Here is a 23,717-nt window from a genome sequence, read left to right as displayed (position 1 = left end):
TTACTTTTAAATCTATACCCACCAAGTCTATTTAGGTTCTATTTGTCTATATGAAAATTAACACCTTGCTCTGATAATACCTTGATAAAGTCACTTTTACTGCACTGTGCAACTTGCTGGCAAACAATAAGGTATTTATCTATGGCGGGTTGGTGGTCTTGTAAGGCCGCTTCTTGTAACCAAAATAGTGCTTGGTTTAAGTCTTGCTCACCATGCTTACCTGTGATGTAAAGTTCAGCTAAATTAACTTGCCCAAGCTTATAGCCTCTTTCAGCTGAGAGGTTGAATTTTTCAAAGGCTAATTCGATATGGTTATCTATATAGCTCGCTTCTAAAAAAGCTAAACCTGAATTGTTCTGTCTTGCGCCAGGGAAGTAAGTACTACTTAAAAAACGCTTTTTCGCGGTTACAACGGGCTTACCCCTTAATTCATTTTTAATCGGTCTTTCAACCCGATAAATAGCACCTTGCGTGCGCATTTTATGTAATTCAGCAAAACTGTAATGATATTCTTTTCTTGAAAAAAAACTAAAGTGAGTTACATGCCCGACTCTAATGCTTTCATCTGCACCATGCTGCATTCGATAAAATAATCGGCTATAGACCACGGTTGCTACATCACCGGTAATATCAGTAACCTTCCCAACACGGTATTTTTCATTGGGTCGTAACTCACTAGAAAGATACCGAAAATCAACATGGTAGAAGTCATTAACAGCAGGGTTTTCGATAAACTGATCAGACAATTGATGTTGCTTGATTTCACCTTGTACTAAGTAACCTAGGAACATTAACGTTAAAAGCGACCCTAAAAATTTACTGGACAATCGCCAAGCGGGAAATAGATTTTTTGACAATTCTTTGACACGCTGTTTTGGTAAAGTAGCTGCATCGGTTTGAACCCAGCATTGCTGACATTGAATAATAGTACTTTTTTTAACCGGGTAAAATGGAATAGACTCAATAAAAAAGAAGGCATATTTAATCACGCCTTTCACCTGATGATGCTTACAACCACAATCAGGGCAAGTTAACTCATTGATTATACTACCTTCAATTATTGATTCACTGTATTCCATTTTATACTCTTTTTTTATTCCATTATTTTTTATACCATTGGTACAAAAATCATACAAGCATTAATTACGAAAAGATTAGTAGACGCATATAGAAATAAAGTCGTGATAGTGAACGTCATTATTAGCTACCCTTTAATGCATGGATCACAGGTTTGTTAATGTATTGTCGCAAAGGAAAGTAGCAGGCAAATAACGACAGCATGCTGATCATCGCTAAGGTCACTATAAACACCGGCAGTAATTCTAAGGTGATGTAGTGGCTGACTTGTTCACTAAAACCAATGGTTAATAGAGACAACACGCCAACACTCAGCAGTACGCCCAATAATATTGCACTGGCATTGTCTTTAATAATCAATTTAATTAAGTCGCTTCGTTTAGCGCCAATGGCCATGCGTGTTCCAATTTCAAAACGGCGCATTTGGGTGCTGTAACTTAAAATGCCATACAGACCAATCGCTGACAAAACGAAGGTAATAACCGTGAGTGTTGCAGTAGTAATTGCCGCCGTATACTGGCTAAATAATCGTTGAGCCTTTTGCTGCGCTAAGGTTGAGAATTCAAATAAACTGATCGATTTACTGGTCGATTTAATCGCAGACACTAACTGTTCTCGCGTTAACGTTTGATTGTCTTTTAGTTTAATCAGTAAGTTAGAACGACTTAAATTAGGCATGTAAACACGTGTTGGAATAGATGTTTTTCCCGGCAATTTATGATCGTTAACGATACCTATAATGGTATACGCGCTAGGGCCACCAAAAGAAAGCTGCTTACCGAGTGCTGCACTTAAATTACCTTGTTCCTCGGTAACTAATTGCTTGGCGAGTTGCTCATTAATAATCAGTACTGGCGCTCGGTCAGTAAAGTGACTTTCAATGAAGTTATCGCCCATTAATAAATTCTGTCCCATTAATGAGAAATAATGACTATCGACGCTTTTACCCAGCGGTAATACGGTTTGATTCGAGGTTACTTCGGTTAGCGACCAAGTACCTTCACCATCGGTTAACGGTGAACTATTTCTACTCGCCACACTCACTTGCGGTAATTCTGAAATTTTTTGTTGAATCTCTGCGGTAATAGCAGAGCTCTCTGCGCGCGTTAATTCAACGGCATCAGATTGAGTCAGTACTACACTGCTTAATTGCTCAACGTTCATCACTGACGGATCGTAAATAGTTTGTAATGATGTTTTTAATAAATTTATATTAATAAAAATTAATACGGTAGCCACGGTAACTTGACTGATCACTAAGAAAGTACGCATCCCTTTCGACACTTGCAGCCCTGTTCCTTTACCGCTGGTTTGAATGCTGTTATTTAAGCGACGTAAGTCTATCGCTCGGTAACTTAACAAAGCAAATAGAATGGCTAAGAGCAAAGAGGTTATTACCGCGCTGGTTAAGGTGAATAAGCCAAGGCTTAGCTCATTAACGCGAGGCAATACCTGTTGCAAGTTTGTTTGCAATACACCAAAACCTACTTGCGCAATAAGTAAGGCGAGTAACAATACACCAAACATCAGCAGAAATGATTCAGTAAAAAGCACACTAAAAAGGTCTTTACGTTTAGCACCAACCGCTGCACGTAAAGCTAATTGGTTCTTTTTTTCAACCGTGCGTGACAGTTGTAAGTTAGCGATATTAATAAACGCGATGGCTAACAAGCCAATAACGCCCAATAACAACAAATATGCGCTACGACCACTTTCGCCTAAAATTACCGATTGAAAAGACAATAAAGGCGTTTCGATATGCCAACCTTTGTTGTAGCCATTTTGGTCGATATTCTCTTGCCAGGTTTCATTCACTAGCTGGGTAACTTTCGCTTGCGCTTGTGCAACATTTTCATCTTTAGCAAGTTTGCCAATAAAGGTTAAGTTATTCGCCCTGTCCCACCAACGTGCTCGATACGTTTCGCCGCCAGCATTAAAGTTAAAAGGTAACCAAACGTTGGTTTCTCGGCCAATGGTTGATATTTTAGGTTCAATAAACGCTGACGACAAAACACCAATAACCTGAAAACTTATACCACGAAAAGTCACTTTTTCATCGAGAATATCCGTTGCTTCAGCAAAGTCATTCACCCATGTTTGATAACTTAATACCGCAACAGGAATATTACTATTAATGTGCTCAGACTCAGAAAATGGTCGCCCTATAGTCATACTTGCCGCAGTAAGCTTAAACCATTCAGGGGTAACATAGGCGGTTGATAATGTTGGCTGTGTGGCGAGTGACGTTAGTACTTCATCGTCATAAATTGATAAAGCCACTTGGTCGAAAACCTGCTGGTTCTTCTCTTGCTGGTACCTGTATAAATGCACGAGACTCGGGTAACTAAAAGCAGTAACATTTAAAGCGCCAGCAGCATCAAACTGTTGGCTGTCGACACGGTATAATCGGTCTTGATCAGGATACGGCAAGGGTTTAATTAGCATTACATAGGCCAGTGTTAAGACGCATAACAAAGCACCTAAGGTAATTCCCATTGTTGAAACAACACTAAAAACAAAGCCCGGTTTTTTCTTCAAGCTTAAAAATGCTTGTTCTAGTTGATAGGTAAATAAGTTCATTATTCACTTCCTTGTAAGTTGCTTATCGCAGGAGAATTAATAAATCGTCTTAAGGGTAAATAACAAGCCAATAACGAAAGAGTAGAAATTAATACAAGTGTCACAAGAAACAACGGCGTTAATTGCGCTGTGATATAAGATGAAAGCTCTACACTAAAAAAGAAATACACACTCAATAAAATAACTAAGCTGAACAATACGCCAGCAATAATAGGCTTCACGTTTTCTTTTATAATCAGTAATATTAAGTCACCACGTTTAGCACCTATTGCCATACGTGTTCCAATCTCAAAACGGCGCATTTGGGTGCTGTAACTTAAAATGCCATAGAGACCAATACCCGCGAGGAAAAAAGTGATTAACGTTAAAGCTGTCGTTGTCACCGCGGTAGTAATTTGAGTAAACAAGTTTTGAGTAAGCATTTCATCTGCTGATTTGAAGCTAAATACAGAATATCTAGCGTCAACTTCGGCTAATAATTTGCCCAACTGTTGACGACTAATAGACTGGTCAGCCTTTATTTTAAGTATAAATTTGTTGTCGTTTAGATTATCAGGCACATAGGCCCTTGGTATAGGCGCAGCTACATCGTCGCTGCCAAACGGAGTATCGCCGGGAATAGCAATATCTTTAACAATACCTATTATTTTAAATTCAGGCTCATTTATCGATACTAGCCGCATACCTATGACATCACCGTCAGGTGTTAACTGCTTAGCAAACGCTTGGTTAACAATCATCGAATAGTTGTTATCTCGTCTATCTAGCTTGGTAAAATTTTCACCTTGTAATAGCGGTTGTTCAATTAGTTTAAAATATCTATGATCAATTCTTTTTAAATACGGTGAATGCCCTTCATTATCATCAAGTTTGGTTAGCAATTTAATACCAAAGCCATCTAAAGGTGAACTCCCATGCGCAATGGCTTCCACCTGTGGTAAGGCTTTAAGCTTTTCTATGATCTCAGCCATAATGGCGATGACCTCTTCCTGGCTAGATAATTGGGTTGAAGAGAAGTTTAGCGTTAAAATCGAGATATTATTGGTGCTAAAACCTATCGGTGCATTAATGGTTTTAACGGCATCTTTAAGTAAGCTCAAGTTGGCAAATACTAATAGCGTCGCTAATGCCACTTGGCTGGCGATTAAGACTTGGCGTGTCTTTATTGATACCTGTAAACCACTGCCCTTACCACTACTTTGTAAGCTAGCATTGAGTGCACGATAATTGATAATACGAGTACTTAATTTAGCAAAAAACAATGCAAGAATAATGGTTGCTAGTGCCGCACAGCTAAGCGTTATCGGATTAAGAGATAGCTCGTCAACTCGCGGTAATACCAAGGCCAAATATTGCTGCATAATATAAAACCCGCCCTTAGCAACTATCAAGGCGAGTATGATCGACATCAACATCAGTAAACTGGTTTCAGCCAACATCGCTTTAAATAAATGTTTCTTAGTGGCACCAATCGCTGCTTGAATCGCCATTTGACGTTGCTTTTCTGCAGTACGTGCGATAAACAAATTAGAGATATTTGCGCAGGCAATCAATACTAAACCAATCACACCCGCTAACAGCATTACCGCAATAGACTCACTATCCCCGAGCATAACGTCCTTCACTGAGCGGACTCGCATATCGATTGACCAATCCTTGAAGAATTCCATATCAGCAACACCTTCTTGCCAGCGTTTACTCACTAAAGGGGTTAAAAGTTGTTGTGCTTGGCTTTTGCTAAGCCCTTTTTTCAATTGACCAATAAATTTAAAGTTACCTTTTATGCTCAAAAAACTTTTTCTGCTTACTTGGTCAGTCTGATTATAATCCCATGGCAGCCAAACTTGCGTTTCACGCCCAATTTCAGCTAATTCAGGTTCAACAAAACCTTCTGCCAATACACCAACAATGCGATAACTAACACCCCTGATATTGATTTTTTGTTCAAGAATATCCGCACTGCCATCATATTTTTGCTGCCAAGTATTATAACTGAGCATAGCTACTGGATTATTGGCATCCAGAGCTTCGCTAGCCGTAAACATTCGACCTGTTGCCATAGTCGACGCTAACAGTTGATGTAACTCCGGCGTGGTATAAGTGGTATTGACGAGTGGTTGGTTAAGGTGAGAAAGGATCACATCTTGGTCATAATACATGATGGCCGCTTGTTCAAATGCGGCTTTACTCTGGTATAAATGCACCAAGCCAGCATAACTATAAGCAACTGTTTTGGTCTCTTTTTTATCGCCAAGAACCTTATGCTCAGCAACAAAAAGTCGATCTTGCTCAGGGTATGGCAATGGCTCAATCAACAATAAATAGGCTAGTGTTAACACACATAACAACGCGCCTAACGTAACGCCCATGGTTGAAACAACACTAAAAACAAAGCCTGGTTTTTTCTTAAGGCTTAAAAATGCTTGTTTTAACTGATAGATAAATAAATTCATTATTCACTCCCCTTTAAGGCATGAATAACGGGGTTTTTAATAAACGGGCGTAACGGCACATAACAGGCAAGTGATGAAAGCAGTGATATTGCTCCCACTGTGAGAATAAATAACGGCAAAAGTTCTAAACTAATATAAGTATTTAAACTGTCACTAAAACCAAGATACAAAACAAGTAATACAACAAAACTTACCACTAAACCAATGCCTAATGCGCCAGCATTATCTTTAAAGACTAAGCTAACAATATCTTTACCCTTTGCACCAATAGCCATGCGAGTACCAATTTCAAAACGACGCATTTGGCTAGAATAGTTAAGAATACCGTACAAACCTAAACCTGATAGTAATAACGTTAAAATAGCCAATACTAGTGTCGTAACGGCTGTAGTTACTGAAGAAAATAATCGACGGTCTTTATATTCATTGAGTGATGTGAAGGTGAATAAACTTAATTTTTTATCAACGCTTTTCATCGCACTAATCATTTCATCACGATTAAATATTTGCCCTTGATGCTGTTCTATTAGCAACATATTTCTTGCCAAACTTGCGGGGTAATAAAAACGAGACTCTACTCTCTGTATGCCAGGCATATTAATACTTTTTACAACACCAATAACTTCAACACCATTTTTAAATTTAAAGCCAATCGCACTGCCATTTGGCGCTAATCTTTGTGCAAAAACATCATTAACAATCATCACTTTTCTGTCGTCTTTAATATCTGCAGCACTAAAGTTGTCACCTTCAATAATCGCTTGTTTGAGCATGCTAAAGTATTGATCGTCAATATCTTTCCCTAGCACAGTATAACGATTGTCTGTTTCCATAGCTGTTAATGCCAAAGTACCAAAGCCTGTGGGTCGCATCGCTTGGCTTACCTTTTTTATTTTCGGATGGGCTAATAACTCAGCTTTAAGGGCAGTGAGTTTTTGTGCTTTTATCTCGCTTTCAACATTGGGTAATGCCAATACGACCGAGGTAATGTTATTTGTTTGATAACCCAAAGGTTGGTTTACTAATTCACTGGCGTCTTTATACAAAACGACATTAATAAAGACTAAGGCGGTTGCTGTCGCTATTTGACTGCTAATTAAGATGTTTCGCACACGCTTTGATACTTGAATACCACTGCCTTTGCCACCTGATTGCAACGTAGCGTTAAGTGCATGATAGTTGATCATTTTCAAACATAAATGTGAGAAGGTAAGTGTTAACAAGACTAAAAGTAAAATAGAAGCTGAAAATGAAAATGCATTGAGTTCAAGTTCATCAATGCGTGGTAGAAAATCACCAAGGTAATATTGTAAAACACTAAAACCAACAAAAATAACAACCTGCGCGAGTATAATAGCGGCAAACATTAACAGCCCTGTTTCAGCTAAAATATTGCGAAATAATTGTGCTTTAGAAGCACCAACAGCCGCAGAAATAGCAAGTTGCTGCTGACGCTCTACTGTTCGTGAAACAAATAAATTGGCGATGTTAGCGCAAGCAATAAACAGTAAACCTAATGATCCAATCAATAATAAGTAAACGCTACGTTCACCATCGCTAACAATAAAAGATTTTAATGTTTGTGTTTCAAGTACGATCGACCAATTTTTAAAAAAGTCATGACCCGATACCTTACTTTGCCAATTCTCATTGACGACCTTTGTTAGTATTTGATCAATTTGTGGCTTGGAATATTCCGCATATTGCTTATTCAGCTTACCAACATATATCAAACCGCTATCATCATTTCCCCAACGTTTTCGTTCTCTTTCACTTACCGAATTATAATCCCATGGAAGATATAACTCGGTTTTAAAACCAGCGCCGGCGAGTGGCGCTTCAATGTTATTTTCTGCGAGTACACCAATAATTCGGTAGTTATTTCCGCTTAACGTCAGGCTTTTTTCAAGTACATTAATGTCGCCATTAAACTTATTTTGCCATGTTTCATAAGTTAAAACGGCAACGGGGTTATAACTGTTAACTTTTTCACTTTCTGCAAATCCCTTCCCTAACTCCATTTTTGCAGAGAACAATGAAAACCATTGCGGCGTTATAAATGATATTGCCACCATGGGTTCGCTTGGCAAAGAAGTAATGACCCCGCCATCAACATACATTAAAACACTTTGCTCAAATAACGATTGCTGGTTATATAAATGCATTAAATTAGGGTAAGTAAAAGCGCGGCCATCAATAGCATTTTCATTACTGATTAATTGATGTTCAACATTATATAAACGCTCTTGGTCAGGATACGGTAAGGGTTTTATTAACATGACATACGCTAAGGTCAGCACACATAATAATGCACCTAAGGTTACGCCCATGGTAGAAACCACACTAAGCACAAAAATCGGTTTTTGCTTTAAGCTTAAATATGCTTGTTTGATTAAATAACTGTTCATTTTTCATGACCCTATCTTCTGACCATCACCCTGAATAAGGTTCAGGGTGAGTTATCTCGCTAGTTTTACACCCAGCGGGTCTAAAATAGCGTCATCCTGAACTTGTTTCAGGATCTGGTTTTTAAACTTTTCAACAACTTTAGATACTGAAATAAATTCAGTATGACGGTAAAAAGTACTTATTGAGTTAGCCGACTTAACCGACTAGTTTTACACCCAGCGAGTCTAAAATAGCGTCATCCTGAACTTGTTTCAGGATCTGGTTTTTAAACTTTTCAACAACTTTAGATACTGAAATAAATTCAGTATGACGGTACAAAGTACTTATTGAGTTAGCCGATTTACCCGACTAGTTTTACACCCGGCGAGTGTAAAATAGCGCCATCAAGAAGCTGTACTTTAGTACGTGCCATATCTGCATAGCGCGGATCATGCGTTACCATACAAATGGTTGTACCCGCTTTATTTAATTGGTCCAGTACATCCATAACTTGGTCAGCACTTTTTGAATCAAGGTTACCCGTTGGTTCATCCACTAATAGCACTGCAGGGTCAGCAACTAACGCACGAGCAATAGCAACACGTTGTTGTTGTCCGCCAGAAAGTTGGTTTGGTTTGTGACTAATACGGTGTGACAGGCCTACTTTTTCTAAACATTCTATGACACGTTTTTTGATTGTCGCGTTATTGGGTTTATCAGCATGGTAGCGCAGTGGCAAAGCCACGTTGTCGAAAACTGAAAGCTCGTCTATTAAATTAAACGATTGAAATATAAAACCAATCTTTGCATTTCTAACTTCTGCAGCTTGATCCAGTGATAGGTCAGTAACATTGACACCTTCAATGAAATACTCACCACTGCTACTTACATCAAGTAAGCCCATAATTGATAAAAGTGTTGATTTACCACAGCCAGAAGGACCAGATATTGAAACATAGTCTCCTTTATTAACGGTTAAGTTAATTGATTTCAAAGCATGTGTTTCAAGTTCTTCGGTTTCAAAAATTTTACCGATATTTTTTAATAATAAAATGGCTGTGCTCATGTACCTATCCTTTTGTAATTTTATGACTCAATTATAAAATCGAAATTTTGGCTGTTTTATAGTTACTTAAATCTGAAATAATAAATTGGTCGCCCAAGTTGGCTCCCGCACTTATTTCAATAAATCGTCCAGTTTTTTCCCCAAAACTTATATCGACTCTTATAGCTTCAGACATTTCTTTATTAAGCCGATACAGCGAAGTTTCACTCTGCGCTTGCACATTGGCAGGTCGGTCGATGTAGTAAATGTTTTTGAGTACTTTAGCCGTGATCACCGCATCAATGTTTTGTTCGGGCCTTGCACTTTTAGGTAGTTTCCCAGGGAATGATATTTCAACCTCGACGGTGTTTTGGTCAACAATAGGGTCAATACGCTTAACTTTCCCCTCAATGAGTTCTTGTCGGGTATCAACGATAACGTTCTGACCAATTTTAACTAATTGCACTTGGTTTTGTGGCACGCGGATCAACGCAATTAATTCGGTAACACTACCAATTAAGGCAACTTCTTGCCCTGGAGACAAGCTTTGCCCTAAATTTACAGATAAACGTTGTAGCACACCGTCAAAACCGGCCTTTACCACTAATTTATTTTTCCGCTCTTTAGCGATTGTTAGTCTTTGTTCAACTTGCTTAATTCGTTCTAGTTGTATATTTATCGCCTCTTTATGTACTTCTTTAAGCTGTTCATTACGTTCTTTAAAAATTTCAATTCGTTCTTTTAACTGATCTTCACGCAATATGCTTTCTTGATAGTCTATTTGTTTGACAATACCGCTTTTTACCAATTTATTTTGTGCCGTTAACGTTAAACGAGCCCCTTTATGCTGTGATACAAGTTCTAAATAATTTGACTTTTCGGTGAGTGTTTCGCGTCTTTGGTTTAATTTTAGTTGGCGTAAATTGGCTCTTGACTCAGCTACTGAATATTCAGCACTTTGCACTTGTTGCTGCAGTTCTGGGTTTGCTAATCTTACGATTACGCTTTCTTTGGTAACAGTAGCGCCAGGTTTCAATACGATTTCTTCAACCGTTGCTTTGGTGAGGGTAGTAATTAATTGCAATTTATCTGAGGTTAATTTGCCGTATCCTTCTACGGTAACGTCTATATTTCCTTGCTTTACCGTTGCAAGCAATAAATCTTTTCTCGCTAGGCTGACACTATTAAGTGACGCTTTTGCATAACTTACCAATACAATAACAATAACAACGGCGATCGTTACTATTAGTCCTTTGTTATTGAGCAATGTTTTTTTAGGCTTCTGTTTTAAAATATCCACATTATTCTCTTGGTTGTTGCTTAACCGTCTTTCTATATATTGATATAGCTAATTTCGTGCCAATAATATTTCCTATATAAATCAATGTAAAACATTAAATCGACAACCTTATTTTCGTACTAGTTCGATAATGAACTCAAAATATTTCGTTATTGATGTGAAGTAATTCGGTGATTCCTTTTTACTTCATAATTTGTAGCCATTACAATTAATACTTTATTTCTATTTGGGATAGACTCTTGCTGAAACATGTTCTTATTTGGGATTTACCTTTACGACTTTTTCATTGGTTATTTGCCTTTACTGTTATTGCCTCTTGGTACACTTCTGATCAAGACAATGACCTGATTGATATTCATATGAAACTTGGCTATTTCGCTTTAGGCTTACTTGTTTTCAGAACTTTGTGGGGATTCTTCGGTACTAAACACTCGCAGTTTAGATCTTTTTTTCCAACACCTAAGCGCCTTATTAACTACATTGGTGATCTAAAAAACAATCAAGTTAAAAATAGTAGTGGTCATAATCCATTAGGCAGTTTGATGGTTTTTTTGATGATTTTTCTCATCAGTTTACAGGCAATAAGTGGTTTATTTATCAATGACGATGTATTTTCTTCTGGACCTTACTACGATAGTGTTAGCAAAGAAGTCGAACAAGTGATGATGTTTTTACATCACAATGTCTTTGATTTAATGATTGCAGCCATTGCTATGCACCTATTGGCAATCGCCTATTATGAGCGAGTGAAAAAGCAATCGATAATACTCCCAATGATCACAGGAAAAAAGCTTGCCGCTAAAGTAGATAAAACAAATGTGATCAAACACTCTAAGTTATGGATTGCGCTTTTAATGGTAATAGTGGCTGTGGTTTTTGTTTATTGGCTGGTGGTGCTGAATGCACCTGTTATAGAAGAATATTACTACTAATACATTTGTTATTTTAACGATAGGTGATTACAGGATGTTTTACACCGCTGAAATCACCTATTAATTTATGTTAATAAACCCCTAAACCATCAGACTTTAAAGTACTAAAGTCGTTTAAATGGTCACGGGTTAAGCACTATTCTGCTTTAAAATCATCATGGCAGCCGCCGCAGGTTTTACCTACACCACCAATCGCTTTTTTAATAAGACTTTCATCTCCGCTTAAAGCTGCTTTTTGCAAATTAGCCGATGCTTGTGTTAAGTCATCAATACGTTTTGAAAATGCATCAGGTTGTTCCCAAATTTTGTCGAGTGCTTCAGTCTTCACTTTATGTGCCGAAGTGTTCGTGCGGGTATAGTCGGCAATCATCAGTGATAATTGATTAATGCGTAAAGCATGCGTTGATACTTTTTCCGCATCAAAATCAATTTTTCCTTTAGCCATACCGCCTAAAGGACCCATGTTGCTGCCCAACAAACTAAATATTGATTGGCGTAAATCAGTCGCTTTTTCTGCATGTTTTAAAGAGCTTGCTGAGTTAGCGATTGCACCTGTTGCTAATACAGTAAAAATACTCGCGGCTACTATTTTTGTAAATAATTTCATTTTATTTATTGTCCTTATGGTAATTTTATCACTATAGCAAAACTTCACTATCAAATGACAATAAATATTATTTACAAATCAACATATTGTTAAACCAGTTTCATTGGTTCAGCTTACTCAGATAAACAAAAGTTCATTTTCGAACTTTTACCTAGTTCATAATTGAACTCACTGCTAACCCCTGTTAATGTTGGGCTTAGGGAGAATCATCATTACGGTAACGCCTGATTGCAGTTGACCACTCTCGTTATTATTATGCAGTTCCATTACCCCATGATGCTGTTCAATGATATTACGACAAAAGCTTAACCCTATTCCTTGCCCTTGTGGTTTAGTTGAATAGAGCGGAACAAATAAGTTGTTCATGTTAGAGAAACCATGGCCATCGTCGGTAATTTCAATAATGTAATATTGATCTTCTAAAGCAAGGCTAACCGCTATTTCAGTGGCGCCTGCCTCTTTAGCATTTTTAAATAAGTTAATAAAAATTTGTTCTATAAACTCGCCATCTGCCCAAAATTCATTAACACGCGCGTTGAGGGTAATATTTATATCGGAGAACAAACCCGAAACAGACTTAATAACGTGCTCTACAGACAACCACTGGCAATTTATTTGTAATTTTTGTGATAACGACGAGTAACGGTTCACAAAAGATTGTAAATGCAAACAACGCTCGGTAATAACACCAAGCACCATTTTGTCTCTTTCGTTGCTTGCTTTGTCTGCTAGTGTCTCTGCCATCGAAGATACTGGTGTTAATGAATTACGGATCTCATGGCCGAGTACGCGAATGATTTGCTGCCAGGCATTTAATTGGCTTTCTCGCAATGCGGGTTCAATATCAATAAAAAGCAGCAGTTGATGATTTTCACCATCATCTATAAATTCACTGTGACGTATTTGCCAGCGGTTTTGTTTCGCTTGTTCTATGAACTTCCAGTGTCCGTCATTGTAATGTAAACCCAATAAATCGGCAGTGGCGTGACGAAACATTTGCCATGGTTGCTTAAACAGATAATAAAACGCTTCGTTACCAAGTGTAAGCTGTTGTTTTTCATTAAATATCAAAACTGGTGTATCTAACTGTGAGATCAATTGATAAACCAGAAAAGCCTGCTGATCATAATGAGACTTTTGTGTTTGTAACTTTTCACTCAGTTGTTTCAATTGCTGATGAAATTCGCTAACTTTACCCTTTGGGAAAGTTGATTTTCCAAATTGGTTATAATCTTCTTGAGTAATGGCATCTATATGTAAAGAAGCACGAGTAAAAGATCGCATCACACGCTGCTTTATTGACAAAGTAAAGCCGAAACAAATCGTAAAAAGCACTAATTCAACAATAACGATCCACTGCCACTTTATCGTTAAAAGCCAAAAAATATAACCACTTAACAACAAAATAACAGTACAGAGTATAGCAAGTTTTTTTTGTATAAAGCTTTCTAGAGAATTAGTTTTTAGCAAGGCCATATTTCTCCACACGTCGATACATCGACGCTTTTGTCAAACCCAGTAATAACGCGGCTTGAGGTACATTTCCTGCGCTTTGTTTGAGCGCTAATTTAACCATAGCAACTTCCGCTTCAGCCAATGTCATTAATGGTAATTGATTACTCGGCCCATTATTTTGAAGCGCATTATTGGCTAAGTTTTCGACTGCCCCCGCAGGACTGACATTTCTAATGTGCAAATCTTCTGCCAATAACTGTTCATGTTCAGCTAACAATACCGCTCGTTCAACTAAATGGCTCATTTCCCTCACATTTCCTGGCCAATGGTAATCAAGCATAGCTTGCTGTGCACCGTGCGATATAGAGCGAACAGACCTTTGATATTTTTTAGTGAATTTATCAACAAAGAATTGCGCTAACAATAAAATATCTTCCGTGCGTTCTTTTAACGACGGCACTCTAAATTCAATAGTATTAAGACGGTAATATAAATCTTCTCTAAATAGCTCAGTACTTAGTAACTGAGTAAAGTCACCATTAGTCGCTGATATTATACGAGTATTTGTTTTTTGTGTCAGGCTTGACCCAAGGGTTTCGTATTCTCCATTTTCTAATACACGTAGTAGTTTAGCTTGTTGGGAAAGTGGAATATTGGCGATTTCATCCAAAAATAAAGTACCATTTTCAGCGAGTTCAAAACGCCCAATACGGTTTTGTTTGGCATCAGTAAAAGCGCCTTTTTTATGGCCAAACATCTCGCTTTCAAACAGTGACTCGCTGATAGCGCCCATATTTACGGCAATAAAAGCTTCGTTATTACGCGGTGATTCTTGATGAATAAAACGAGCAAGTTCGCTTTTACCTGTGCCATTATCACCGGTTAATAAAATACTGACATCGGTATGTGCCACCGCTTTTACTTTTTTCAATAATTGCGTCATAACGGGTGATTGCCAGACATAATCGTCACAATTTTCATTGATAAGTTGTTGTTTTAATTTTTTATTTTGACTTGAAAGGTTTAAAAGATTGAGCTGCTGCGCCACGGTGTGTAATAAGTGTTTATTACGCCAAGGCTTTTCAATAAAGTCGTTGGCACCTAAGTTCATTGCTTTTACGACTAGGTCTGTGTTCGACCAAGCGGTCATTGCTATTGTTGGTGTATGTCCAAATGAAGAGTTTTGTAACCAGGTAAGAAAAGCTAAACCTTCTTCACCAGACGTTGTGTCTAATTGATAGTTCATATCAAGCAATATCAGGGATATAGCATGGTTTTTTAATTTCACTTGTGCAACTTGAGGGTTGTCGGCTTCAATAACGGTGTAGTGATGATCTTCTAACAATACCGCTAAACTTAGACGGATATCTGGACGGTCATCAATAACTAAAATACAGGGCATCTACTGATATTCCTTAGATAAATGTAACGAAAGCAAAATTATCTTAATAATACTTTCGGTGCTGAGCTTGCCATTTCGGCGCGCACCCAGTCAATAAAAACCTGAATACGTTTGCGCTTGGCTGAATTAGGATCGTAGGCCAAATAGCGTTTCCAAATCACTGGATGCTTAATTTTAAAAGGCACAACTAATTGCTTAGTCTGAATGTATTGTGAAAACATTGCACTGGCAGCAAGTGTAACGCCATGACCACTTAATACCGCATTTAAGGCCATGTCGCTCGAGGTAACTTCTGTTTTCTTAGTCATGTTTTCAAAGCCTTTGACGCCTGCATGCTCAAACCATTTATCCCAAGTAACTACCTGCTCATTAGCTAAGCTAACTAAGGTGCAGTCTAGGAGGTCTTTGGGGCTTTGAAGCCACATGTGCTGTAATAACTTGGGGGAGCAAACGGGATAAACAACGTCTTCACCAAAATCTTCCATGACGAGATTGTCAGCGTTGGACACTTGTTTTTTAACACCAAAGCGTATCGCCAAATCTATATGTTTTTGTTGTAAATCTTCTTTCTGATTTGAGCCTAATATGCGTACATTAACATCCGGATGTACTTGAGAAAATTTATATAAACGAGGCATTAACCATAAAGAACAAAATGCTTGTGTTGACGTAATCGTTAAATCGCCAGCAATATCTTCTTGTTGAATACTGTTAAGCCCTTTTATTAATGTGTTAAGCGCTTGATGTGTCGACTCATACAAAGTCTCACCGCTTGGCGTTAACAACATTTTACGGCCGGTACGAACGAATAATTTTACGGATAAAACGTTTTCCAATTGCCGCATTTGTTGGCTAACCGCCGCTTGAGAAACAAACAACTCCTCTGCCGCTTGGCTATAACTTTTATGTCGAGCAGCACTTTCAAAGGTACGCATTGCATTTAAATACTTGAGTCGTTGATCCATCTTTACTTATTTTCCATAAGTTTTACTTATATTAAGTGTAAGTTTATATCGTTGGTTTGTCATTTTTTGTTTTGACAAAATAGTCTTACACAGATAAATAAGGATAGATAATGGAAAAGCCAAAAAAAACATTAACCACTGATAATAAAGAAATTAATAAACCATTTATTGATAACAACAGTAATATAATAAAAAATAAAACAGCTACAATTCAACGACGTTTAGCTATTATTTCAAATAATTTAAACTTATGTCTTTTAATTCATTTTAAATAATGACTTTCGATAAAAAATTTTCGTAATAAACTTTTACATTTTACGATGAACCGACGCTTTTTACTTTGGTCTATACTCGCAACAATAAAAATTAATAAATGATTCTCTGAGGATAACCATGAAAGCTCTTAAAACACTATTTGGCGGATTCATCGCCTTGACCTTATTCGCTGCGACAGCGGTTGCAGCACAAGACAGTAAATTTGAAGAAGGTAAGCACTATACGGTTATATCTGAACAAACGACCAACAAACCTGAGCTGCGTGAATACTTCTCTTATTACTGTCCTGCGTGTCGCGCTTATGAACCCTATTTAAATGAATTCGAAAAGGTATTGCCCAAAGGGGTGAAGCTGGAAAAAACGCACGTGGACTTTATGCAACAAACTGCGCCAGAAATTCAGTTTATGCTAAGTAAAGCCCTTATTATTGCCGAGAAGACGGCTGTTGCTAAAAAATTCTCTCCTGCCATTTTTAACTATTTACAGACCGAGCGTGCAACGATAAATAGCGAAGAAGATATTCGTAACATTTTTGTATTGAGTGGCGGAGATGGTGCTAAATTTGATAAAGGCATGAAAAACTTTAGCATTATTAGTGAAGCTAAGCGTAATAAGCAGACTCAGGATAAGTTATCAGCGGCTCGTCAATTAACCGGTGTTCCGACTATGGTGGTTAATGGTAAATATTTGATAAATTCTAAAGCCCTTGATGATAAAAACTTTTTCGCTGACTACACCGCATTAGTCGCGCACCTCTTTACCTTGTAATATGTAAAGAAGACCTAGAAAATATTCACTGCAAATTAAGAATCTATTGTTTAGAAACTCAATTGCAGTGATATGGCGTTTAATACGCTAATTATCTTCTGGTGTATTTATTTTTCGGTCCTGAGCGTTTTTTAGCGTCACTATGCTCACCTAACGCTTTTTTTCTATCGCGCTGTTTTTGGCCACCTTTACGGGCGGGCTTTTCTGTTTTTGTTAAGTCAGGTTCATAACCAGGATACCATTGCTGCAATAAGCGCGTATCGAGTACCTTTTCAACCGCTTCTAATAACCACTCTTCGCTAGGGCTCATCAACGAAACAGCTACCCCTTCATTACCTGCTCGACCCGTTCTTCCTATTCTATGAATATAATCTTCAGCAATATAAGGGAGTTCGTAGTTAATGACATAATTTAAGTTTGCAATATCTAAACCACGAGAGGCAACATCTGTAGCCACTAAGGCACGGGTTTTTCCTTCTTTAAACTCTGCTAAGGCTTTTTCTCTTGCGCCTTGAGATTTATCGCCATGAATCGATTGCGTTTTAATACCGTCTTTACACATTTCTTTCGCTAATGCGTCGGCAGTTACCTTAGTACGGGTGAAGATAAGTACTTGTTTCCAATTCTTTGAACCGATTAAAAATGAGGTTAATTCACGCTTTCGATCACTATCAACGGTATAAAGAATTTGCTCTACTTTTGCTGCCGCTGCATTTCGCTCACTGACTTCAATTAACTCAGGATCGGTTAATAAGTTTTTACTCAGTTTAAAAATTGCATCGTCGAAAGTTGCTGAAAACAAGAGGGTTTGGCGCTTAAGTGGTACCCGATTTAAGATACGGTCTATCTCATCTTTAAAGCCCATATCTAACATACGGTCAGCTTCATCAAAGACTAAAAATTCCAGTTCCGTTAACGCTAAAGAGCCATTAATAATATGGTCAAGCAATCGTCCGGGGGTTGCCACTAATACATCCACACCTTTGCTTAATGCCGTGATTTGTGGGTTAATACTGACACCACCGTAAGCAACGGCAATATTGAGTTCTGTGTTTTCTGCATAACTAACAAAGCTTTTATAGACTTGTTGAGCAAGTTCACGTGTAGGCGTTAACACTAAAGCTCGAACAGGACGATTTTCAGGAAGTGTTGCCATTAACTTTTGTAAAATAGGTAAAGCAAAGGCCGCTGTTTTTCCTGTTCCTGTTTGCGCTCCAGCCATAATATCTTTTCCAGCTAAGATCGCAGGAATAGCTTTTAACTGAATAGGGGTGGCTTCATCATAACCAAGTGCTTTTACAGCGTTGGTTAGGCTCTTATCTAATGCTAAAGAAGTAAAACTCATGTAATTAACGCTGACCTTTGGCTGATTGATTTTTTTGTTTGTTTTTTAGTTCTTGTTCAAGCTCATCTGGGTAAAAAACTAACCCTTGCTCATTTTGACTAGGAAACACCACTAAGGCTAATTCATCGTCTGCCAAACCATGCGACCAGTGACTAAACCATTTACTTAATGAAATAGCTTCTGGCTGACATTCTTGCCATTCATCTGTGGCCCAAGCCTGGGCAAATTCTTTATTTGGCCAGACAGGTACGCAATCTTCATCTTCGGTATTAAGCATCACACAGCCGTGCTCGTCTTTTAATATCCAAATTTCATTATTTACGACAACTTCTTTCAGAAAGTAATTGGCTCGTTGAGCATCATCGTAATTTAAAACAAGTTTGATTTGTTGTTCGTCTAGAGCTTGCACTATAAAATATTCCTATCAGATTTGTATTAGGTTACATACTATTCTACAAAGATTTGCATTTCTTCGCCGATGAGTTTACGCATTTCCATTAATTTTATCGCTGACTCATTTTGTTTAATATCTTCTGGCGACTCAGGGATCCATTTAGGGATTTTTTCTGACTTACCGTTTTCGTCAACAGCCACCATAATAACAATACAATGGGTTGTTAATGTGCGATTAAGTAACTTTGGATCACAGGCATTTACTTCTAACGCGATATGCATTGATGAATTACCGGTATAAATGACTTTAGCCTCTACTTCAACTAAGCTGCCAACATGAATTGGGGCAATAAAACGTATCCCCCCTGCATAAGCAGTTACACAATAACGACCACTCCAACCGGCTGAACATGCATAAGCGGCTAAATCGATCCATTTCATTACGGCACCACCGTGAACTTTACCACCAAAATTTACATCTTGTGGTTCAGCTAGAAATCTTAGGGTAATATCTCTTTGTGGTTTGTTCATTGGTTAACTCTCTTGTTAAATATTTTTATCGTACTAAGCAGGTATCGTTCCAGCTTGGTATATATATTATTATCTGAAATCTATTAGGTATAACAGCAATCATCAGATTAAAATAGCAATAGTTTGCACCTAACGAGTGCAAAAAATAAATGTAATAGGGAATATAATGAAAATTTGGGTCGATGCCGACGCTTGTCCAACTGTTATTAAAGAAATATTATTTCGTGCTGCTGAACGTGCAAAGATTGAAACAATCTTAGTCGCTAATCATTTCATTAAAACGCCACCCTCAAAATTTATTTCTTTTATACAGGTTAATGCTGGTTTTGATGTTGCCGATGATGAAATAGTTAAGCGTTCAGCAAAGCATGATTTAGTGATCACAGCAGATATTCCCTTAGCAGCAGAAGCTGTAGAGAAAGGCTGTTTAGCCCTAAACCCTCGTGGCGAACTTTATACCGAGAGTAACATCAGGCAAAGACTCAACATGCGTGACTTTATGGATACTTTACGTTCTAGCGGTATTCAAACTGGCGGTGCACCCCCGATCAGTCAAGCTGACAGACAGGCTTTTGCAAATAACCTAGATCAACTATTAGCAAAATTAAATAAGGCTCATTAAGAGCCCTAATTTAATTTTCTAAACTAGCGTGACGCAGAGTATGGGTCGCTATTACTTTTTGGTGCTGTACTTGCTGGGTTTTTACGACGACCACCTGCATTCGAATCTTTATTCGCGTTACTGTCATTTCTATGACGAGGATTTTTACTTTGCGGCTTATGACCTCGTGCATTATCGGCAGAACGTTGTCCGTCATGATGTTCAGTTTTTGCTTTTTTAGGCTTATTTGCTTTTAAAGGTCTTAAAGGACGTGATTCTAATAAAAAATTAAAAGGTTCAAATCCTGGCACTATTTCACGAGGTATATGGGTTTGAATTAAATGCTCTACATCGTTTAATAAATCAATTTCTTCTGAACAGACTAATGAAACCGCTTTACCACTTGCACCCGCTCGACCAGTTCTACCGATTCTATGAACATAATCTTCTGCAACGTTAGGTAATTCAAAGTTAACAACTTGTGGTAACTGGTCAATATCAATACCGCGCGCTGCAATATCGGTAGCAACTAAAACATTCACTGTACCATCTTTAAAGTTAGCTAATGCTTTAGTTCTAGCTCCTTGGCTTTTATTACCATGAATAGCCGCTGCTCTTATACCTTCAGCCTCTAATTGTTTGGTTAACTTATTTGCTCCATGTTTAGTTTTCATAAACACTAAGACCTGTGGCCATTCATTATCTTTAATGAGTGCTGTTAACAAGGCTGGCTTTTTCTTTTTATCAACAGGATAAATTACCTGTTCAACTTTTTCAGCGGTGGTATTTCGTGGGCTAACAGAGATCTCAACAGGATTATTTACTAACCCTCGCGCAAGATCACGGATATCTTCTGAAAAGGTTGCAGAGAATAAAAGATTCTGACGTTGCTTAGGTAAGACCGATAATACCTTTTTAATATCGCGAAGAAAGCCCATATCTAACATACGGTCCGCTTCATCTAACACTAGTATTTCAAGTTGCTTAAAGCTGACTGCTTTTTGATTATATAAATCAAGCAATCTTCCTGGTGTTGCCACCAATATATCGACACCTTGGCGAAGGCGCATCATTTGTGGATTAATTTTCACACCACCAAAGACCACTGTCGCAGTTAAAGGTAAGTACTTACCGTACATTTCAACATTTTCATATATCTGTGCCGCTAACTCTCGTGTTGGCGTTAAGATTAGTGTGCGTACTTGATTAGCCTGTGGCTTGTTGCCACCTGATAAACGCTCTAATATTGGTAGTGTAAACCCTGCTGTTTTACCGGTTCCCGTCTGTGCTGCTGCCATGACATCTTTCCCACTTAGTACGGCGGGAATTGCTTGTGCTTGAATTGGTGATGGTTCGGTATAACCTTTTTCAGCAATCGCTTTTTGAATCGGGGCAGATAAGCCCAACGAGGTAAAACCCATAGATAAATCTCTTTATAAAAAGTGGAAGTTAGCCAATGTACAGCGGCGTTGCAGAATACAGTATAGCTATTATAAGTGCAATTACGAGAAGGGTTATCTGCAAGCAAATAAGCTATATATCCTAATATTTAATTATTGTCAGTTGCAAAGCTAGACAAGTGGTTTTAATTCCGCTAAAAGTCTCTACAGATAAAAGAATATTCAAGGGAGTTTATGAACAAGATTGCATACAGCAAGATGCGTTTTTTAATCGTTGAAAGTATCAGCCAATCACGTGATGCATTGAAATTATTCGCTTACACGCTTGGTGCTCTTAGTGTTGATACGAGTAACCGCGCCTCAGATGTATTAATACTTTGTGAAAAAATTCAGTTTGACGTTATATTATTAGGTTATGACCTGGGCGAAGATAAAAAAAATGGTCAACATATTCTTGAAGAATTAAGGTCTAAAAAGTTTATCTCACGTCATTGCGCTATCGTTATGATAACCGCTGAGGTTTCACAAGCTATGGTGTTAGCTGCCCTCGAACATAAACCCGATGAATACCTTGCTAAGCCATATACACTTAACGATCTTAACATTCGATTAGCGCGATGTTTCGCTAAAAAAACAGCTATGCTTGATATATATAACGCGATGGATAACAACGACTCCCAAGAAGTTATTTCATTATGCCAAGATATTATCTCCATAAATTCAATTTATAAAAATGAATGTTTAGGAATTCAATCTAGACAATACTTTGAGTTAAAACAATTTGATAAGGCCCGAGATATTTACGAGACTTACGCTTGTTCTCCTAATTGTCAGTGGGCGGCAATTGGCCTAGGAAAGATAGCATTACTCGATCATGATTATAACTTGGCCGCTGATTGTTTTAATACGGTAATAGAAAATAATCCACTTTATTTGTCAGCTTACGATTGGCTAGCCAATACCTACCAATTAAATAAAGAACCTCTGTTAGCAGAAGCAATTTTAGAAAATGCTTTGGTTGTTTCACCTCTTTCTGTACCACGTCTAGAGAAATATGCAGACTTATGTTTAACAAATCAGAACTTCGATAAAGCAACACAAGCTTTTGCTAAAACTGCAGCGCTTGCCTTTCACTCTGTTCATAGAAAACCTGATAACACCTTACATTTTGTCGAAGCGCTACTTGAGTCCATGACAGATCTAGAACCTCAAAAATCACGCAGACTAAGTAACAAAGCTTTTAAATTACTTACTGATATGGTCAGGGACTTTAATACCATAGAGATTAAGATTCATAGTAAATTATTAGCAGCAAGGTTGTATGATAAAATTAAAGATCCAAGGCTTGCTAAAGAAGCACTAAAAGAAGCTGAGTTGTTACTAATAAACTGTAAACATCAAATATCATCAGTAGGTACAATTGCAATAGCCAAATCACTCATGGCTATGGGAAAGAAGTCTTATGCTGATAACCTACTAACTGAGCTAGCTCATGTAAATCAAGATAATTCCCCAATACTGACACAATTAAACACTATTGCAGATAAGCCTTATTCTGACCATGAAAGGATTGCGGCACAAAGCGCATTAGAGTTAGGTGTTAGTCTATATAAGAAGCATAAATACAGTCTGGCGATTGATAAACTCAATAATGCACTGGTTCATTTTCCTAATCACACTGGGATTAAGTTGAATTTATTGCAAGTGTTACTTGTTTCGTTTGAAAAAGATAATGAGAGGGTTGGCGATCTAGCACAGGCTGAGATATTAATTAAAGCATTAACCTTGATCGATTCTACTAGTGAGTTTTATATTAGGTTTAAAAAGTTAAGTGATAAGTATTCAGATATGATAAAAATTAGCTAGGCGCTAATATTATTAAATAGTAAGGATTTATGTTTGAATAAAGTGGTGGAGGGAGGTGGATTCGAACCACCGAAGGCTGAGCCATCAGATTTACAATCTGGTCCCTTTGGCCACTCGGGAACCCCTCCACGGGGCCGATAATTCAACTTGTTAGTTGTATTATCTTAAACAGCCGCTTAACAATACCATTTAAGTGGTTATTATTAAACTTAATTAGGAGCCTAGCAATGTCCTACTCTCACATGGGAACTCCCACACTACCATCGGCGCTACTGCGTTTCACTTCTGAGTTCGGAATGGGATCAGGTGGTGCCACAGTGCTATTGTCGCTAG

The 23,717-nt window shown here is 37.9% G+C and carries 19 protein-coding genes, 1 tRNA gene and 1 rRNA gene; 5 read left to right on the top strand and 16 right to left on the bottom strand.

Annotated elements, in window-relative coordinates; translation table 11 throughout:
• Positions 1–38 precede the first annotated feature (38 nt).
• The 6 genes from H4J69_RS01460 to H4J69_RS01435 all read right to left on the bottom strand — a co-directional run bounded on the left by H4J69_RS01460 (position 39) and on the right by H4J69_RS01435 (position 10,843).
• Positions 39–1,079, bottom strand: a complete 1,041-nt coding sequence (locus H4J69_RS01460; protein WP_182215297.1) for a tetratricopeptide repeat protein — start codon at positions 1,077–1,079, stop codon at positions 39–41.
• A gap of 121 nt (positions 1,080–1,200) precedes the next feature.
• Positions 1,201–3,657 (bottom strand): ABC transporter permease, encoded by a 2,457-nt coding sequence (locus H4J69_RS01455; protein ID WP_182244540.1) that lies wholly within the window; start codon positions 3,655–3,657, stop codon positions 1,201–1,203.
• Positions 3,657–6,110 carry an ABC transporter permease gene (locus H4J69_RS01450; RefSeq protein WP_182215293.1) on the bottom strand — a complete coding sequence of 818 codons (2,454 nt, stop codon included), beginning with the start codon at positions 6,108–6,110 and terminating at the stop codon, positions 3,657–3,659. The genes H4J69_RS01455 and H4J69_RS01450 overlap by 1 nt, the downstream gene beginning before the upstream one ends.
• Positions 6,110–8,518, bottom strand: coding sequence for an ABC transporter permease (locus H4J69_RS01445; protein WP_182215291.1), 2,409 nt, complete (start codon positions 8,516–8,518; stop codon positions 6,110–6,112). Before H4J69_RS01445 ends, H4J69_RS01450 begins: the two co-directional genes overlap by 1 nt.
• A 341-nt stretch (positions 8,519–8,859) precedes the next feature.
• Positions 8,860–9,564, bottom strand: a complete 705-nt coding sequence (locus H4J69_RS01440; protein ID WP_182242000.1) for an ABC transporter ATP-binding protein — start codon at positions 9,562–9,564, stop codon at positions 8,860–8,862.
• 31 nt (positions 9,565–9,595) lie between these two features.
• Positions 9,596–10,843, bottom strand: a complete 1,248-nt coding sequence (locus tag H4J69_RS01435; protein ID WP_182215288.1) for an HlyD family efflux transporter periplasmic adaptor subunit — start codon at positions 10,841–10,843, stop codon at positions 9,596–9,598.
• A gap of 239 nt (positions 10,844–11,082) precedes the next feature.
• On the opposite strand from H4J69_RS01435, the gene H4J69_RS01430 reads away from it, so the two are divergent.
• Positions 11,083–11,775 (top strand): cytochrome b/b6 domain-containing protein, encoded by a 693-nt coding sequence (locus H4J69_RS01430; protein ID WP_220467876.1) that lies wholly within the window; start codon positions 11,083–11,085, stop codon positions 11,773–11,775.
• 136 nt (positions 11,776–11,911) lie between these two features.
• On the opposite strand, the gene H4J69_RS01425 is transcribed toward H4J69_RS01430, so the two are convergent.
• The 4 genes from H4J69_RS01425 to H4J69_RS01410 form a co-directional block, all read right to left on the bottom strand.
• Positions 11,912–12,382, bottom strand: coding sequence for a cytochrome c (locus H4J69_RS01425; RefSeq protein WP_182215286.1), 471 nt, complete (start codon positions 12,380–12,382; stop codon positions 11,912–11,914).
• A gap of 174 nt (positions 12,383–12,556) precedes the next feature.
• The gene (locus tag H4J69_RS01420) at positions 12,557–13,858 is read right to left on the bottom strand and encodes a PAS domain-containing sensor histidine kinase (protein WP_182215284.1); all 1,302 of its coding nucleotides are present in this window, start codon (positions 13,856–13,858) and stop codon (positions 12,557–12,559) included.
• Positions 13,839–15,239, bottom strand: a complete 1,401-nt coding sequence (locus tag H4J69_RS01415; RefSeq protein ID WP_182241998.1) for a sigma-54 dependent transcriptional regulator — start codon at positions 15,237–15,239, stop codon at positions 13,839–13,841. The genes H4J69_RS01420 and H4J69_RS01415 overlap by 20 nt, the downstream gene beginning before the upstream one ends.
• 38 nt (positions 15,240–15,277) lie before the next feature.
• Positions 15,278–16,204 (bottom strand): LysR substrate-binding domain-containing protein, encoded by a 927-nt coding sequence (locus H4J69_RS01410; RefSeq protein WP_182215281.1) that lies wholly within the window; start codon positions 16,202–16,204, stop codon positions 15,278–15,280.
• A gap of 110 nt (positions 16,205–16,314) precedes the next feature.
• Between H4J69_RS01410 and H4J69_RS01405 the strand changes: the two genes are divergently transcribed.
• Both H4J69_RS01405 and H4J69_RS01400 read left to right on the top strand, forming a co-directional pair.
• Positions 16,315–16,479, top strand: coding sequence for a hypothetical protein (locus H4J69_RS01405; protein ID WP_182215279.1), 165 nt, complete (start codon positions 16,315–16,317; stop codon positions 16,477–16,479).
• Between the two features lie 118 nt (positions 16,480–16,597).
• On the top strand, positions 16,598–17,248 hold the full coding sequence (locus tag H4J69_RS01400) for a thiol:disulfide interchange protein DsbA/DsbL (protein WP_182215277.1): 651 nt from the start codon (positions 16,598–16,600) through the stop codon (positions 17,246–17,248).
• 91 nt (positions 17,249–17,339) lie between these two features.
• Here the strand turns inward: H4J69_RS01400 and H4J69_RS01395 are convergent, their stop codons facing one another.
• The 3 genes from H4J69_RS01395 to H4J69_RS01385 are packed head-to-tail and all read right to left on the bottom strand — an operon-like array spanning position 17,340 to position 19,517.
• Positions 17,340–18,593, bottom strand: a complete 1,254-nt coding sequence (locus H4J69_RS01395; RefSeq protein ID WP_182215275.1) for a DEAD/DEAH box helicase — start codon at positions 18,591–18,593, stop codon at positions 17,340–17,342.
• A gap of 4 nt (positions 18,594–18,597) precedes the next feature.
• Positions 18,598–19,005, bottom strand: a complete 408-nt coding sequence (locus H4J69_RS01390; RefSeq protein WP_070375250.1) for a DUF2750 domain-containing protein — start codon at positions 19,003–19,005, stop codon at positions 18,598–18,600.
• Between the two features lie 35 nt (positions 19,006–19,040).
• A complete protein-coding gene (locus H4J69_RS01385) occupies positions 19,041–19,517 on the bottom strand; it encodes an acyl-CoA thioesterase (RefSeq protein ID WP_070375251.1) in 477 nt (158 codons plus the stop codon).
• 166 nt (positions 19,518–19,683) lie between these two features.
• On the opposite strand from H4J69_RS01385, the gene H4J69_RS01380 reads away from it, so the two are divergent.
• The gene (locus H4J69_RS01380) at positions 19,684–20,139 is read left to right on the top strand and encodes a YaiI/YqxD family protein (protein ID WP_070375252.1); all 456 of its coding nucleotides are present in this window, start codon (positions 19,684–19,686) and stop codon (positions 20,137–20,139) included.
• A 23-nt stretch (positions 20,140–20,162) separates the two neighbouring features.
• Here H4J69_RS01380 and H4J69_RS01375 read toward each other — a convergent pair whose 3' ends face one another.
• Positions 20,163–21,539 carry a DEAD/DEAH box helicase gene (locus H4J69_RS01375; protein WP_070375253.1) on the bottom strand — a complete coding sequence of 459 codons (1,377 nt, stop codon included), beginning with the start codon at positions 21,537–21,539 and terminating at the stop codon, positions 20,163–20,165.
• A 213-nt stretch (positions 21,540–21,752) separates the two neighbouring features.
• Here H4J69_RS01375 and H4J69_RS01370 point away from each other — a divergent pair, with 213 nt between their 5' ends.
• Complete coding sequence (locus H4J69_RS01370; RefSeq protein ID WP_182215273.1) at positions 21,753–23,384, top strand: tetratricopeptide repeat-containing response regulator; 1,632 nt, start codon at positions 21,753–21,755, stop codon at positions 23,382–23,384.
• A gap of 43 nt (positions 23,385–23,427) precedes the next feature.
• Here H4J69_RS01370 and H4J69_RS01365 read toward each other — a convergent pair.
• Positions 23,428–23,512: transfer RNA gene (locus H4J69_RS01365), tRNA-Tyr, on the bottom strand.
• A gap of 91 nt (positions 23,513–23,603) precedes the next feature.
• Positions 23,604–23,717: ribosomal RNA gene (rrf, locus tag H4J69_RS01360) — 5S ribosomal RNA — on the bottom strand.

The organism is Colwellia sp. BRX10-9 (genome assembly GCF_014077405.1).
Classification (GTDB): domain Bacteria; phylum Pseudomonadota; class Gammaproteobacteria; order Enterobacterales; family Alteromonadaceae; genus Colwellia_A.
This window is presented reverse-complemented; position numbering and strand designations above follow the sequence as displayed.